Origin of the sequence: Pseudomonas tolaasii NCPPB 2192 (assembly GCF_002813445.1) — a bacterium.
Lineage (GTDB): Bacteria > Pseudomonadota > Gammaproteobacteria > Pseudomonadales > Pseudomonadaceae > Aquipseudomonas > Aquipseudomonas tolaasii.
In genome coordinates, this window is record NZ_PHHD01000001.1 from 2,038,238 (window position 1) to 2,052,961 (window position 14,724).

The 14,724-nt window shown below is 63.3% G+C and carries 13 protein-coding genes; 10 read left to right on the top strand and 3 right to left on the bottom strand.

Annotated elements, in window-relative coordinates; genetic code table 11:
• Position 1: 1 nt before the first annotated feature.
• The 10 genes from waaC to ATI14_RS09520 all read left to right on the top strand — a co-directional run bounded on the left by waaC (position 2) and on the right by ATI14_RS09520 (position 10,613).
• The gene (gene waaC, locus ATI14_RS09475) at positions 2-1,063 is read left to right on the top strand and encodes a lipopolysaccharide heptosyltransferase I (RefSeq protein ID WP_016972662.1); all 1,062 of its coding nucleotides are present in this window, start codon (positions 2-4) and stop codon (positions 1,061-1,063) included.
• A complete protein-coding gene (locus ATI14_RS09480; RefSeq protein ID WP_016972661.1) occupies positions 1,063-2,187 on the top strand; it encodes a glycosyltransferase family 4 protein in 1,125 nt (374 codons plus the stop codon). The genes waaC and ATI14_RS09480 overlap by 1 nt, the downstream gene beginning before the upstream one ends.
• Positions 2,184-2,990, top strand: a complete 807-nt coding sequence (gene rfaP / locus ATI14_RS09485) for a lipopolysaccharide core heptose(I) kinase RfaP (protein ID WP_016972660.1) — start codon at positions 2,184-2,186, stop codon at positions 2,988-2,990. The genes ATI14_RS09480 and rfaP overlap by 4 nt, the downstream gene beginning before the upstream one ends.
• Positions 2,990-3,724, top strand: a complete 735-nt coding sequence (locus tag ATI14_RS09490) for a lipopolysaccharide kinase InaA family protein (protein ID WP_016972659.1) — start codon at positions 2,990-2,992, stop codon at positions 3,722-3,724. Before rfaP ends, ATI14_RS09490 begins: the two co-directional genes overlap by 1 nt.
• Positions 3,721-4,473 (top strand): lipopolysaccharide kinase InaA family protein, encoded by a 753-nt coding sequence (locus tag ATI14_RS09495; RefSeq protein ID WP_016972658.1) that lies wholly within the window; start codon positions 3,721-3,723, stop codon positions 4,471-4,473. The genes ATI14_RS09490 and ATI14_RS09495 overlap by 4 nt, the downstream gene beginning before the upstream one ends.
• Complete coding sequence (locus ATI14_RS09500; protein WP_016972657.1) at positions 4,473-5,915, top strand: lipopolysaccharide kinase InaA family protein; 1,443 nt, start codon at positions 4,473-4,475, stop codon at positions 5,913-5,915. The genes ATI14_RS09495 and ATI14_RS09500 overlap by 1 nt, the downstream gene beginning before the upstream one ends.
• Positions 5,916-6,203: 288 nt before the next feature.
• Complete coding sequence (locus ATI14_RS09505; protein ID WP_016972656.1) at positions 6,204-7,187, top strand: sugar ABC transporter substrate-binding protein; 984 nt, start codon at positions 6,204-6,206, stop codon at positions 7,185-7,187.
• Complete coding sequence (locus ATI14_RS09510; RefSeq protein ID WP_016972655.1) at positions 7,187-8,701, top strand: sugar ABC transporter ATP-binding protein; 1,515 nt, start codon at positions 7,187-7,189, stop codon at positions 8,699-8,701. Before ATI14_RS09505 ends, ATI14_RS09510 begins: the two co-directional genes overlap by 1 nt.
• 2 nt (positions 8,702-8,703) lie before the next feature.
• Positions 8,704-9,690 (top strand): ABC transporter permease, encoded by a 987-nt coding sequence (locus ATI14_RS09515; RefSeq protein WP_016972654.1) that lies wholly within the window; start codon positions 8,704-8,706, stop codon positions 9,688-9,690.
• A complete protein-coding gene (locus ATI14_RS09520) occupies positions 9,687-10,613 on the top strand; it encodes an ABC transporter permease (protein ID WP_016972653.1) in 927 nt (308 codons plus the stop codon). The genes ATI14_RS09515 and ATI14_RS09520 overlap by 4 nt, the downstream gene beginning before the upstream one ends.
• Here the strand turns inward: ATI14_RS09520 and ATI14_RS09525 are convergent.
• The 3 genes from ATI14_RS09525 to ATI14_RS09535 are packed head-to-tail and all read right to left on the bottom strand — an operon-like array spanning position 10,576 to position 14,558.
• On the bottom strand, positions 10,576-12,009 hold the full coding sequence (locus ATI14_RS09525; RefSeq protein WP_016972652.1) for an efflux transporter outer membrane subunit: 1,434 nt from the start codon (positions 12,007-12,009) through the stop codon (positions 10,576-10,578). The genes ATI14_RS09520 and ATI14_RS09525 overlap by 38 nt on opposite strands.
• 1 nt (position 12,010) lies before the next feature.
• Positions 12,011-13,564 carry an MDR family MFS transporter gene (locus ATI14_RS09530; RefSeq protein WP_016972651.1) on the bottom strand — a complete coding sequence of 518 codons (1,554 nt, stop codon included), beginning with the start codon at positions 13,562-13,564 and terminating at the stop codon, positions 12,011-12,013.
• Positions 13,554-14,558 carry an HlyD family secretion protein gene (locus ATI14_RS09535; protein WP_016972650.1) on the bottom strand — a complete coding sequence of 335 codons (1,005 nt, stop codon included), beginning with the start codon at positions 14,556-14,558 and terminating at the stop codon, positions 13,554-13,556. Before ATI14_RS09535 ends, ATI14_RS09530 begins: the two co-directional genes overlap by 11 nt.
• Positions 14,559-14,724: the final 166 nt, after the last annotated feature.

Sequence of the window (14,724 nt, forward strand, 5' to 3'; positions counted from 1 at the left end):
TTTGCGCGTACTGCTCATCAAGACCTCATCCCTGGGCGACGTGATCCACGCGTTGCCGGCCCTGACCGACGCCGCGCGGGCCATTCCCGGCATTCGCTTTGACTGGGTGGTGGAAGAAGGCTTTGCCGAAATTCCGACCTGGCACCCGGCGGTGGACAAGGTGATCCCGGTGGCCATCCGCCGCTGGCGCAAAAATATCTGGCAGACCATCAAGAGCGGCGAGTGGCGGCGTTTCAAGCAGCGCATTCAGTCGACCAAATACGATCTGGTGATCGACGCCCAAGGCTTGCTGAAAAGCGCCTGGCTGACCCGCTACGTGCGTGCGCCGGTGGCCGGCTTCGACAAAAACTCGGCCCGCGAGCCCATTGCCGCGCGCTTTTATTCGCGGCGCCTGGCGGTGGCCCGTGGGCAGCATGCGGTGGAGCGTTTGCGCCAGCTGTTCGCCGTGGCCCTGGGCTATGACTTGCCCAAAGCGTTGGGCGACTACGGTTTGAGCGTCGACAAGCTGCTCGGCCTGCCGCCGAAAAAGCCTTTCGTTTTGCTTCTGCACGGCACTACCTGGGATACCAAGCACTGGCCCGAGGCCTACTGGCGCGAGCTGGCCGAGCGCATGGGGCGCCTGGGTGTGGACGTGAAGTTGCCGTGGGGCAATGCCGCCGAAAAAGCCCGCGCCGAGCGCCTGGCCCAGGGCCTGGCCAATGCCGAAGTGCTGCCCAAGTTGAACCTGGCCGGCGTTGCCCGCGTCTTGGCCGGCGCCCGCGCTTGCGTCGCGGTAGACACCGGCCTCGGCCATCTGGCCGCCGCGCTGGATGTGCCGACCATTTCGCTGTTCGGCCCCACCAACCCGGGCCTCACCGGCGCCTACGGCAAGGGCCAGATCCACCTGGCCAGCGATTTTCCCTGCGCGCCGTGCCTGCAAAAAACCTGTACCTACCAACCGACGGCCGACGATCTTCGCCGGTTCGACATCAAGCGCGAATCGCCCCTGTGCTTCACGCGTTTGAACCCTGAGCGTGTGGCCAGCCGACTGAGCACGTTGTTATTGGCTGAGGAGCTGCACTGATGCAACTGGCTTTTGTTCTGTACAAATATTTCCCCTTCGGCGGCCTGCAGCGCGACTTCATGCGCATCGCCCTGGAATGCCAGCAACGCGGCCATCAGATTCGTGTGTACACGCTGATCTGGGAAGGCGATATCCCGCCCGGTTTCGAAGTGCTGGTGGCGCCGGTCAAGGCGTTCTTCAACCATCGGCGCAATGAAAAACTCAGCGCCTGGATGGAAGCTGACCTGGCCAAGCGCCCGGTGGACCGTCTGATTGGCTTCAACAAAATGCCCGGCCTGGACGTGTACTACGCCGCCGACGGCTGCTTTGAAGACAAGGCGCAAAACCTGCGCCATTCGCTATACCGCTACTTTGGCCGCTACAAACACTTTGCCGAGTACGAGCGTGCGGTGTTCGCCAAAGACGCCAAGACCGAAGTGTTGATGATCTCCGAAGTGCAGCAGCCGCTGTTCATCAAGCACTACGACACGCCGCTGGAACGCTTCCACCTGCTGCCGCCGGGCATTGCCCAGGACCGTCGTGCACCGCCGAATGCCGCCGAGATCCGCGAGGGTTTCCGCAAGGAATTCAACCTGGGTGATGACGAGCTGCTGCTCGTGCAAATCGGCTCCGGCTTCAAGACCAAAGGGGTCGACCGCAGCCTCAAAGCCGTGGCCGCGCTGCCGGCCGAGCTGAAAAAACGCACGCGCCTGTTTGTAATTGGCCAGGACGACCCCAAAGTATTCCAACTGCAGAGCGCCACCCTGGGCTTGGGCGATAACGTGCAGTTCCTCAAGGGTCGCAGCGATATCCCGCGTTTCCTGCTGGGCGCCGATGTGTTGATCCACCCGGCGTACAACGAAAACACCGGTACCGTGTTGCTCGAAGCCCTGGTGGCCGGGTTGCCGGTGCTGGTCTCGGCAGTGTGCGGTTACGCGCATTACATCGCCGAAGCCGACAGCGGCCTGGTGCTGGATGAGCCGTTCGAACAAGCGCAGCTCAATCAGTACCTGACCCACATGCTCACCGACACTGCACAGCGCGCGGCCTGGGGCCGCAATGGGTTGGCCTTCGCCGAGACGGCCGACCTCTACAGCATGCCGCAGCACGCTGCGGATGTGATTCTGGCGGAGCCAAAACGATGAAGTTGATTCTTGCCGAACCGTTCAAGACTTTATGGGCCGGGCGTGACGCCTTCGCCGAAGTCGAAAAACTGCAAGGCCAGGTGTTTCGTGAGCTGGCGGCGCGCCGCACCTTGCGCACCGAGGTCGACGGCCGCCCGTATTTCGTGAAAATCCACCGGGGCATCGGCTGGGGCGAAATCTTCAAAAACCTGATCACCGCCAAGTTGCCGGTGCTCGGCGCCGGCCTTGAGTGGGCGGCCATCCACCGCCTGCAGGAACTCGGCGTGCCGACCATGACCGGCGTCGCCTTCGGCGAAAAAGGCAGCAACCCGGCCGACCAGCACTCGTTCATCATCACCGAAGAACTGGCGCCGACCATCAGCCTGGAAGACCTGACCGTCAACTGGGTCGCCGAGCCGCCTTCGCCCGCGTTGCGCCACGCGCTCACAGCCGAGCTGGCGCGCATGGTCGGCGACATGCACCGTGGCGGCGTGAACCACCGCGACTGCTACCTGTGCCACTTCCTGCTGGACACCGCGCAACCGGTCGATGCGAATAACATCAAACTGTCGGTGATCGACCTGCACCGTGCCCAACTGCGCGCCCATCTGCCGCTGCGCTGGCGCGACAAGGACCTGTCGGCGCTGTACTACTCGGCGCTGGAAATCGGCCTGACCCGGCGCGACAAGTTGCGCTTTCTCAAGGGCTATTTCCGTCAGCCGTTGCGCCAGATCCTGGCCGAGCAGTCGGCGTCCCTGAGCCTGTTGCAGCGCAAGGCCGACAAGCTATATGCGCGCAAGCAACGCCTGGGGGATGCGATCTGATGGCGGGTTGGAACCTGGAACCTGCTTACGCCGCCCTCGCGGATGACTTTGGCAGCCTTGAAGCGGTGTTCGCCCTGCAGGGCGAGCAACTGACCCGCGACCCGCTGTCGGAAGTCATCCGGGTGGAGCGTGGCGGGGTCAATTACTACGTCAAACGCTATGTCGGCGCCGGCAAGGGCCTGCGCCGCTACCTGGGCAAGCCGCGGGTGAAGTCCGAGTGGCAGAACCTCAAGCGTTTTGCCAAGTGGGGCATCCCCACGGCGGACGTGGTGGCCTGGGGCCTGGAGCGCAAGGGCCTGGCCTACGACCGTGGCGCGATGATCACCCGCGAGCTGCCGAAAACCGAAGACCTCTCCGTGCTGGCTGACCGCAATGATGCCCGCCTGAAAGACCCCAAGTGGGTCAACGCCATCAGCCGCCAGCTCGCCGAATACACGCGCACGATGCACGAGCATCGCTTCACCCATAACGACTTGAAGTGGCGCAACCTGCTGGTCGACGACCACCAGACCCTGTACCTGATCGATTGCCCCAACGGTGATTTCTGGCGGGGCTTCTGGCTCAAATACCGGATCACCAAGGACCTGGCCTGCCTGGACAAAGTCGCCAAGTATCACTTGTCGGCTACCCAGCGCCTGCGGTTCTACCTGCAATATCGCCAGCGCCCGCATTTGTCGGCGTCGGACAAACAGCGAATTCGCCACGTGGTGAAGTTTTTCGAGGGACGCGAATGAGTGATTTCCTGGCGGCCGAAGACCGCGCTCTGCTTGAGCGCCACGGCCTGGCAACCTTCGATGCCCTCTGGGCCCGGCAACTCGACGCGGTGGACGAACCCAATACCAGCGAAGGCGGCTGGAGCAGCGTATTTCGTCTTGAACTTGAAGGGCAGGGGTATTACCTCAAGCGCCAGAGCAACTACCTGACGCGCACTCTGCACAAACCGTTTGGCGAGCCGACGTTCGCCCGCGAATTCCGCAATATCAGCCGTTACCGCGCGCTCGGTATTCCGGCGTTGCAGGCCGCCTTCTTCGGTGAGCGCAAGGTCAATGGCGAACGCCATGCGATGTTGCTGACCCGCGCCCTCGACGGCTGGAATGACCTGGATTCATTGCTGGAACAGTGGCCGCAACTGACGGACACCCAGCACCGCGCGATCCTGCTGGCCTGCGGCAAACTGGCCCGCCACCTGCACAGCGTGGGGCAGGTGCATGGCTGTTTTTACCCCAAGCATATTTTCCTGCAGGCGCGCGGCGACGCCTACGCCGCGCAGTTGATCGACCTGGAGAAAACCCGCCCGTTGCTGTTCGGCCAGCGTGACCGGGTCAAGGACCTGGAGCCGCTGCTGCGCCGTGCGCCCCAGTGGTCGGATGCGCAAATCCGCCAACTGCTGGCCGCCTATCTCGAGCAGCCCGAGGACAGCTCACTGGTCGATGCCTGGTACCAGCGTCTGACGGCTCGTCGCAGCCACAAGGAGAAACGCTGATGCGTTTGTCCGGGCTCAAAGACGCGGGGCGCTCCCCTGAGTTGCCGCTGACCCTGGAGCTGGCGGACGCCGCCGGCCCGGGCCAATTGCAATTGCTCAGCCTGTTGCGCGTGTTGCCGGGCGAGCGTTACGTAGGCGCTGCCGTCTGGCGCGGGCGCCCGGTGCTGGCCAAGTTGTTGGTGGGTGGCAAGGCTGCGCGGCATTTTCAACGTGAACTCGCCGGTGTGCGCCTGCTCGCCGAGCAAGGCTTGACCACCCCCTTGCTGCTGGCCGACGGCTTGCAGGAAGGCGAAGGCGGCTGGCTGCTGTTCGAGTTTATTGAAGGCGCCGAGAGCCTCGCCGATGCCTGGCAAGCGGTCGAAAACCTGCCGCCGCTGGCTGACGAGCAAACCGCCGTACTCGCCGAGGCGTTGGGCGCGATTGCCCAGATGCACACCAAAGGCTTGTGGCAGGAAGACCTGCACCTGGACAACCTGCTGCGCCAGAACGGCAAGTTGTACCTGATCGACGGCGCCGGCATTCGCGTCGAAGAGGCGGGCAAACCGCTGTCGCGCCAGCGCGTGCTGGAAAATCTCGGGGTGTTTTTCGCCCAGTTACCAAAAAACCTTGAGCCGTTCACCGAAGAGCTACTGGTGTATTACCTGCTGGGCAATGGCGAACACGCCTTGCCGCTGGAAGCGCTGGAAAAACAGGTGCGCAACGTCAGCGCCTGGCGTTTGAAGGACTTTCTGAGCAAGGTTGGCCGCGAGTGCACGCTGTTCAGCGTGGTGCGTGGCGCCTTTGGCTTGCGTGCAATTCGTCGCGAAGAAGAACCCGCCATGTTGCCGGTATTGGCGCAGGCCGACGCCTTGCTGGACCAGGGCCACCTGTACAAGACCGGTGGCGCGGCAACGGTCGCCAAGGTTGAAGCAGCAGGCCGCCCGCTGGTGATCAAGCGCTACAACATCAAGAATTTCGCCCATTGGCTCAAGCGTTTCTGGCGCCCGAGCCGGGCCTGGCATTCATGGCGTGAAGGCAATCGCCTGGCGTTTCTGGGTATTGCTACCCCCAAACCACTGGCGGTGCTGGAGAAGCGGTTTTTGTGGCTGCGCAGCCGGGCCTATCTGGTGACCGAGTACCTGCCGGGGCCGGATATTATCGAGCGGTTTGCACCTTATGTTGAGCAGGGCGACGCGCCGGAAGCCGAGCTGGCGGCGCTGGATCAACTGTTTGCGCAGTTGATTCGCGAGCGGATCAGCCATGGGGATTTCAAGGGCCATAACCTGTTCTGGGCGGGGGACCGGTGGTCGTTGATTGACCTGGATGCCATGTGTCAGCACAGGTCGGATGCGAGTTTTGCGTCGGCGTTTGCCAAAGACCGGGCGCGGTTCATGCGCAATTGGCCGCAGGAGAGTGCGCTGTATCAGGTGATTGATCAGCGGTTGCCGATGGGAGCTGACTAAACCCCTGCCCGCTTTTCTGTGGGAACTGGCTTGCCTGCGATCGCATCAGCCGGATCTGCCTGATCCACCGAGGTGCCCGCATCGCAGGCAAGCCAGCTCCCACACAAAGCCTGCCACACAGGCAAGTGTTGCCTGAGCAACAGCAATCAGGCACTTGGCAGCCGATAGCGACAATTCGCACATTGCTTAAAAAGCTATCCCATTGATTTAGCTGAATAAAATTTCTGGCACGCACGCTGCAATGCCTCTGGCTGAACCCTTTCATCGGTCGCCCAGCGGAGCCCCAGCATGCCTTTTACCCTGTCCTCTATTTCCCGCCTGCTCTGCCTGGGCGCGGCCTTGCTACTCACCCAGGTCGCCCAAGCCGCCAGTGAAGACGACGCCAGCGTCCCGTCTTTGGCCGGCAAGCGCATCGCGGTCAGCATGACCGGCACCAGTCACTACTTCGACATCAAGGCCTTCCAGGCCCAGGTGGATGAAATCAAACGCCTGGGCGGCACCCCTATTACCCTCGACGCCGGGCGTAACGACAAAAACCTCGTCACCCAACTGCAAACCGTCGTCACCCAAAAGCCCGACGCGGTCATCCAGACCCTCGGCACCCTCAGCGTGATCGACCCCTGGCTCAAGCGCATCAGCAAAGCCGGCATCCCGCTGTTTACCATCGACGCGCCGTCGCAATACAGCCTCAACAACACCACGTCCGATAACGTCGCCACCGGCAAGGCGCTGGCCGATCAACTGATCAAAGACGCCGGTGGCAAAGGCAAGATTCTGGTGTTCAACGGCTTCTACGGCGTGCCCGTATGTGCGATTCGTTACGACCAGTTGAAGCTCGCGCTCAAAGACCACCCGCAGCTGGAAATCATCCAGCCCGAACTGCGCGACGTGATCCCCAACACCGTGCAGGACGCCTATTCCCAAGTCTCGGCCCTGCTCAACAAATACCCCAAAGGCAGCGTCTCGGCGATCTGGTCGGCGTGGGACATTCCGCAACTGGGCGCGAGCAAAGCGTTGATCGACGCCAAACGCACCGAGATCAAAACCTATGGCGTCGACGGCACGCCGGAAGTGCTGGCGCTGCTAGGCCAGGCGGATTCGCCGGTGGGCGCGGTGGTGGCGCAGCAACCGGCGCTGATCGGCAAGACCGCCGTGCAGAACGTCGCGCGCTACCTGGCCGGCCAGCGTGATCTGCCCAAGGAAACCCACGTGGCCACGTTGCTGACCACCGCCGCCAACCTGGCGCAGGTTCAGCAACTGCGGGGTGACTGATGGCCGCGTTGCACTTGCAGCACTTGCACAAACGCTTCGGCGCCACCGTGGCGCTGGACGATGCCAGCCTCAAGGTTGAGCGCGGCACCATTCACGGGCTGGTCGGCGAGAACGGCGCGGGCAAGTCGACCCTGATCAAGATCCTCGCCGGTATTCACCGGGCTGATGCGGGGCAGGTGAGTATTGACGGCCAGGCGTACGCCTCGCTATCGCCGCGCCAGGTGGACGGGCTGGGCGTGCAGTTCATCCATCAGGAGCGGTTGCTGCCGGCGAGTTTCACCGTGGGCGAGGCGTTGTTTTTCGGGCATGAATTGCGCCGTGGTCCGTTTGTGGATCGGCGCCGGCAGCAGCGTGAAGCCGAGCGTTTGCTGGCGCACTATTTCGACCTGCAACTGCCGCCCGGTGCACTGGTGAGCGAACTCAACAGCGCCGAGCGCCAGGTGCTGCAAATCACCCGGGCGCTGATCCGCAAGCCCAAAATCCTGGTGTTCGACGAGCCCAGCGTGGCGCTGGTCAAGCGCGAGGTCGACCAATTGCTGCGCATCGTCAAACGCCTGCGCAGCGAAGGTTTGTCGATCCTGTACATCTCCCATTACCTGCAGGAAATCGACAGCCTGTGCGATGAGGTCACGGTGTTGCGCAATGGTCGCGACGTGGCGGTGGTGGAGCCACGGCACACGTCCAGCGCCGAGATTGCGCGGCTGATGGTCAACCGCGAGGTGCAGGACATGTACCCCAAAGCCAGGGTCGAACCGGGCGAACCGCTGCTGCAGGTGCGCGGGCTGAACTTGGCGCGGCGCTACCAGAATATTGATCTGGAGGTGCGGAGCGGCGAAATCGTCGGCCTCACCGGGCTGGTCGGTTCGGGCGCAAAAGAGTTGTTCAAAACGCTGTTTGGTGTCGAGAAAGCCGACAGCGGCAGTGTTCATCTGGAAGGGCGCTTGCTGCGCCTGCGCTCGCCCGGTCAGGCGATTGCGGCGGGCATTGCGTTAGTGCCCGAGGAGCGGCGCACACAAGGCATTTCGCCCGTGCTGTCGGTGCTGGAAAACCTCACGCTGGCGGGGCTCGGGCGGTTCACGCGTTGGGGCCTGTTGAGTCGGCGCCGGGAGCAGGTCCAAAGCCTGCGATTGATTGACGAACTGGCGATCAAGGCGCCGGGGCCACACGCGGCGGTCAGCCAACTCAGCGGGGGTAACCAGCAGAAGGTCGCTCTGGGCAAATGGCTGAGCCGCCGTTGCGCCGTATACCTGCTGGATGAGCCCTGTGTGGGTGTGGACGTGGGCGCCAAGGTGGAAATTTACCGCCTGATCGGACGGCTGGTGGAAGAGGGCGCCGCGGTGCTGGTGCTGTCGTCGGACCTGCCGGAATTGCTGGGGATCAGCGACCGGATTGTGGTGCTGCATCGCGGCAGGGTTGCAGGCGAATTCCAGGCGCGCGAAGCCGACAGCGATCAGCTGCTGGCGTGCGCTACGGGCGCGGTGACCGTTCCGGCGGCCCCCCGTGCGGGAGGTTGAACATGCTTGAAGTGGTAACACCAGGTGTTTCGCAGCGCCTGTGGGTACTGGTAGTGCGCCGAGGTTCAGTGGGCGTATTTCTGGCGATCCTGCTGGGGTTTGCCGTGGCGGCGCCGAACTTTTTGTCGGTGGGCAACCTCGCCAATGTGTTCAGCCAGTCGGCGATTCTCGGCGTGCTGGCCTTCGGGCTGACCTGTGTGATTGTCGGCGGCGGCTCGAATGTGATCGCCGGCGGGCTCGACCTTTCACTGGCCGCCAATCTGGGGCTGTGCGCCGCCGTTTTCAGTCGCCTGAATAACGCGGGGCTGGACCTCTGGCAGACCTTGCTGCTGACCCTGGCGTGCGGCCTGGCGGTCGGTCTGCTCAATGGCTTGGCCGTGGTGGTGCTGCGGTTGCCGCCGCTGCTGGCGACACTGGCGAGCATGAATGTACTGGCCGGGCTTGAGCTGGTGCTGACGGAAAACACCGTGGTATCCACCGACTCGCCACTGCTGGATCTGCTCAGCGGCGGCGCCTGGCTGGGCGTACCGGCGCTGGCCTGGGTATTGCTGGTGACGGCAGGGTTGTTGACGGTGTTGATCCAGCATTCGGCCTACGGCCTGCGCCTGTATGCGGTGGGCGAATATCCCTTGGCTGCCGAAGCGGCGGGTTTGCGCGTGCCGGTTTATGTGCTGTCGAGCTACCTGTTGTCGGGGCTGTGCGCTGCGGTGGCCGCGCTGTGTTCGGCAGCGTTTTTCAGCGGCAGTACCACCGGCTCCGGCGACATGTTGCTGTCAGTGGTGGCCATCGCCTTTCTCGGCGTGGTGTTTTCAAGACGGTTGGTGGCGAGCATCCCTGGCACGTTGCTGGCGGCGTTGCTGATCGGGTTTCTGATCAATGGTTTTCAGTTGCTCAATGTGTCGAGCTTCTGGGTCAACGGCGTGCAAGGGCTGTTGATATTGTTGGTGGTCGCGGCTTCCAGTGCATTGAATAAAGAGGGGACCTCATGACGCTGCGCACATGGTTACCGCTGACGTTGCCTGTGGTATTTGCCGTTATCGTGGTGGTGTTCGCATTACAGGCACCGGGGTTTCTGAGTGGCGGCAACCTCAAAAGCCTGGTGCTGAACAACTTTGTATTGCTGGCGATTGTGGCCATCGGCATGACCTACGCGGTGGCCGCCGGCGGCATCGATTTGTCAGTGGGCACGGCGCTGGATTTCGCCAGCTTCAGCTTTGTGGTGCTGCTCAACGGTGGGCACGGCTGGGCCTTTGCTGCCACCGGCGCACTCGCTGCTGCGCTGCTGGTGGGAGTGGTGAATGCAGGCCTGATTGCCGGGCTGCGCATCAGCCCGTTTCTGGCCACGCTGGGCACCTTGTTTATCGGCACCAGCGCCCAGCAATTGCTCTCCGATGGCGGCCAGCCGATCTATATCGCCCAAGGCTTGAAGCCGGAGCTGACCGGGCTCACACCTTTGTTGATCGTATTGGGCCTGGCCTTGTTTTATGGCCTGTCCTTGGCACGCGGGCGCCTGGGTCGCGAACTGCTGGCCCAGGGCACCCAGCCTTTGCTGGCGTATTACTCGGGGCTGTCGGTGCGGCGCATTGTCACCGTGGTTTCGCTGGCCACAGCCCTGGCGTGCGGTGTGGCGGGGGTGTTGCTCAGTTCGACGGTCAGCGCCTACGTGCCGTTGTCCGGCAACGCTTTTTTGCTCAATGCGATTGGCGCGGTGTTTATCGGCACCACCTTGAGTCGGCAGGGCCGGGCGAATATTCCCGGCACTTTGCTCGGCGTGCTGTTTATCAACGTGATCGCCAACGGCTTGCTGCTGATCGGCTGGAATTTCTACTGGCAGCAGGTGGCGACCGGCGTATTGATTTTTGCGGTGCTGACCTTCAGTTTTGCGTCACGGCGGGTGCTGGAGCGGCATTGATCGTGCCGCCACCCATGGCCAGGAACAGGTTGACTGTTTCCAGGTACTGTTTGCCGCGCGCTTGCACCAGTTGCAGCTCGGCCAATTGCCGGGTGCGCTGGGTTTGCACCACTTGCACCATGCCCGCGCTGCCCACGCGATAGGCCTGCTCGGTCAGGCGCAGCGCGTTATCTGCCGAGTCGAGGGCCTGCTGTTGCGCGCGCACTTCGTCGGCGGCGTTTTGCAGGCCGTGCAGGCTGACGCTGACCTGTTGAAACGCCCGCAGCACCGTCTGTTGATACGCGGCAAGGGAGGCTTGATAGGCATCCTCCGCCGCGCGCTTGCGCGCCGATAAGGTGCCGCCATGAAACACCGGCCCGGCCAGCCCGCCGATCAGGCTCCACGCGGAATTGGCCGGGCCGGAAAACAGCGCTTCGCCACTCAGGCTGGCGCTCAGGGTCAGGTGTGGATACAGGTCGCTGGTGGTCACGCCGACCCAGGCGTTGGCCGCCTTCAACCTGGCTTCAGCCGCGCGGATGTCCGGGCGCAGGCGCACCAGCTCGGACGGGACCACGACCGGCATATTGGCGGGCAACTGCAGTTTGCTCAAATCAAAGTCCGGCGCCGTCCAAAGGGATTCAGTGGCGCCGACCAGTGTGGTCAACGCGCCGCGATTCACCGCCAGCGCCTGGTTCAAAGAAGGCAGGCGCGCGCGGTCGCGGTCGAGCTGGCTTTGCGCCAGGGTCACATCCAGCGGCGCCGCCATGCCTGCGCTGACCGCGCGTTGCACCATCTCAAGGGTGTGTTGGTCGGAGTCGATAACCGAAGTGACCGCCTTGATCTGCCCGCTCACCACGGCCATGCGCAGCGCTGCACTCACCGCATTGCCGCTGACTTCCAGGTGGGCGGCGTTCAGTGCCTGCTGCTCGACCTGCGCGTTGGCCTGCGCCATTTCCACCTGGCGCTGTTCGCCGCCAAACATGTCCAGATCGTAGGTGGCGTTCAAGCCGGCGCCGTAGGCGGAGAACAGAGGGAAGTCTTCGGCCTGCGGCCCGAAGGCGGTAGCGCCGACTTTGGTCCGCCCCGAGCTGGCGCCTGCATCGACCTGCGGCAAGCGCCCGCCTGCGGCCATGGCCACGCCCTCGCGGGCTTTGGCCAGGTTGGCGCGGGCGATCACCAGCGAGCCGTTTTGCGCCAGGGCGCGTTCGACGGTGCGGTTGAGATCGGGCGAATCCAGCAGTGCCCACCAGTCTTCGCGCAGCGCCTGGCCATTGCTCAGTTGCGCCTCTTGCCGTGGGTCTGCGAGGTAGTGCTGTTCTTCGGGTGGTTTGGGTGCCGAGTAGTCTGGGCCAACCGTGCAGCCGGCCATCACGAGGCTCAACAGCAGAGGGGTGAAACAGTTGATTGAAGTGTTCATGTCAGTGCGCCTCACCGGTGTTGCCGGTTCTGGTTTTCTTCAGCAAAAGCACGGCGAGGAAAGCAAGCCCCAGCAGCGCGCTCTGCAAAATGATGGTGTCGCTGAACGCGAGGATCGACGCCTCGCGGCGGATCAGCCGGCCCACGTCGACGATGGCCTGGTGGCGGGCGAACTCAGGGTCGCTGACGCCGCGGGACAGGAACCATTGAGTCAATGGGTCGAGCCGTTGGCGGGTGGCGTCGTTGAGCAGCGAGACCTGCGGGGTGATCACATCGGAATGGTATTTACCGCTGTTGCTCATGAAGGTCTGCAGCACGGCGATGCCAATGGCGCCGCCGAGGTTGCGGGTCATGTTGAACAGTGCGGCGGCGGAGCCTGCGTGCTCGCGCTCGATGCCTGCCACGGCGATAGCCGACAGTGGCGTCATCACCAGCACCTGGCCCAGCGCGCGAATCAGACTGGACGCGATGAACTGCGGGCCGGCAAAACTCATTGAGAGATTCGTCGCCAGCAGGCTGCCGCCGATCAGTATCAGGTACCCCACCGCCACCAGCTTGCGCGGGTCGAACCGCCGCATCAGCGCGGGCACCAGCGGCAACATCAACAGCTGGGGAATGCCGATCCAGATCAGCACATAGCCGACCTGTTCGGAGTTGTAGCCATGGATGCGGGCCAGGTACAGCGGAAGGATGTAGACCCAGGTGTACATCGACAGGCCAAAGAAAAAGTTGGCCAGCGTGCCCAGCCCGAAGTTGCGCCGCGCCAGCAGGCGCAGTTGCAGCAGCGGTTGCTGGCGGCGCAGCTGAACGCATACAAACACGCTCAGGGCCACTGCCGCGATCACACTCAGGCGCACGATAAAGGGCGAACCGAACCAGTCGTCTTTTTCGCCTTCTTCCAGCACGGTTTCCAGGCAACCCAAGCCAATGGCGATGCTGAGAATGCCCCACCAGTCGCCCTTGCGCAGCAGGTGCAGCTGGCGCGGTTCGGCATCGAGGGCAAACCACAGCAGACCGAGCATGATTGAGCCGGGCAGCAGGTTGACGTAAAAAATCGCCTGCCAGCCAAATGTCTGGTTGAAGTATCCACCGATTACCGGACCGATTGACGGCGCAAAGATCGCCGACACCGAATAGATCGACAGTCCGATCGCATGCTTGGACGGCGGCAGACGCGTCATGATGATGGAGAACGCCAAGGGAATCAGCACGCCCCCGGCGAAGCCCTGCATGGCGCGCACCACGATCATCTGCCCCAGGTTTTTGGTAAAAGCGCAGGCCACTGTGAGGATCAGGAACAGCACGGTGTTGGTCAGCAAGTACGTGCGCGTCGAGAACACCCGCGCCAGCCAGCCGCTCATGGGAATCACGATGATTTCCGCGACCAGGTAGGCGGTGGTGATCCAGCCGCCTTCGTCGGAGCCGGCGCCAATGGCGCCCTGGATGTCGCTCAGGGATGAGCTGACGATCTGGATATTCAGGATTGCCAGGAACGCCCCGAGCGCGGCGCCGACCACCGCGACCCAGGTGCGCACACTGACGTGATCATTGTTCATGGTCTGTCGCCCGGGTATCGATGGCGGCATTGACCGACATGCCGGGGCGCAGACGCCCGGCCAATTCGCCGGTGTCGCTGAACACGATCTTCACCGGAATGCGCTGCACGATCTTGGTGAAGTTGCCGGTGGCGTTGTCCGGCGGCAGCAGGCTGAATTCCGCGCCGCTGGCCGGTGCCAGGGTGTCGACGGTGGCCGCCAGGTCGTGGTCGGGAAAGGTGTCGACGCTGACCCGCACAGATTCACCCGGGTGCACATCGCGCAGCTGGGTTTCCTTGAAGTTGGCGAGCACATACACCTGCGTCAGCGGCACCAGCGCCATCAATTGCGTGCCCGGCTGAACGAACTGCCCGACGCGCACGGTGCGCGCGGCGACGGTGCCGTCTGCCGGTGCAACCACTCGGGTGTGGCTCAGGTTGAGCTCGGCCTGATTGCGCATGGCTTGTGCGCTGTCCAGGCGTGCCAATGCAAGTGCGCGGCTGCTGGTCAGCACGTCCACTTGCTGGCGGGCGCTCAGGGCGGCGGCTTGCAGGCGCTGCAGGTTGGCGGTTTGGGCCTTGGTGTCGGTGCTGGCGTTGTCGGCTTGTTCGCTGGAGCCGAAGCCGACCTGGGCCATTTCCCGGCGCCGGGCGTCGTTGCGGTGGGACAGGCTCAACGTGGCGCTGGCAGCCGTTACGCTGGCGTCGGCCTGGCGAATCATGGAGGCCTGCGCGACGAGCCGGGCATCCAGTTGCGCCACGGCCGCCTTGGCCGCCGCCACGCTGGCGGTGGCATCGTCGAAGGCGTTGCGCAGGTCGCGCTCGTCAATCGTCGCCAGCAACTGACCGGCCTTGACCGCCTGGTTGTCGTTGACCAGCAATTGGCTGATGTAGCCACCGATTTTGGGGGCGATGACGGTGGAGTCGGCTTTGACGTATGCGTCGTCGGTGCTTTCGATAAAGCGCCCATCCTTCCAGTAGTGGAAGGCTTGAACCAGCACCAGCACGACGACCACGAGGGCGGCCAGGAACAGAGCCGATCGGACCAGTTGCTTGCGTCCAGCGCAAACAGGTGCACTTTCTGGCGGAGAATTGAGGTTGCTCACGGTGATGCTCGCTGAATTGACGGATTCGGTCTCAAGGCTTGGCCAAGAGCGGGGTTAATGGCAGTCTGATGAGCCT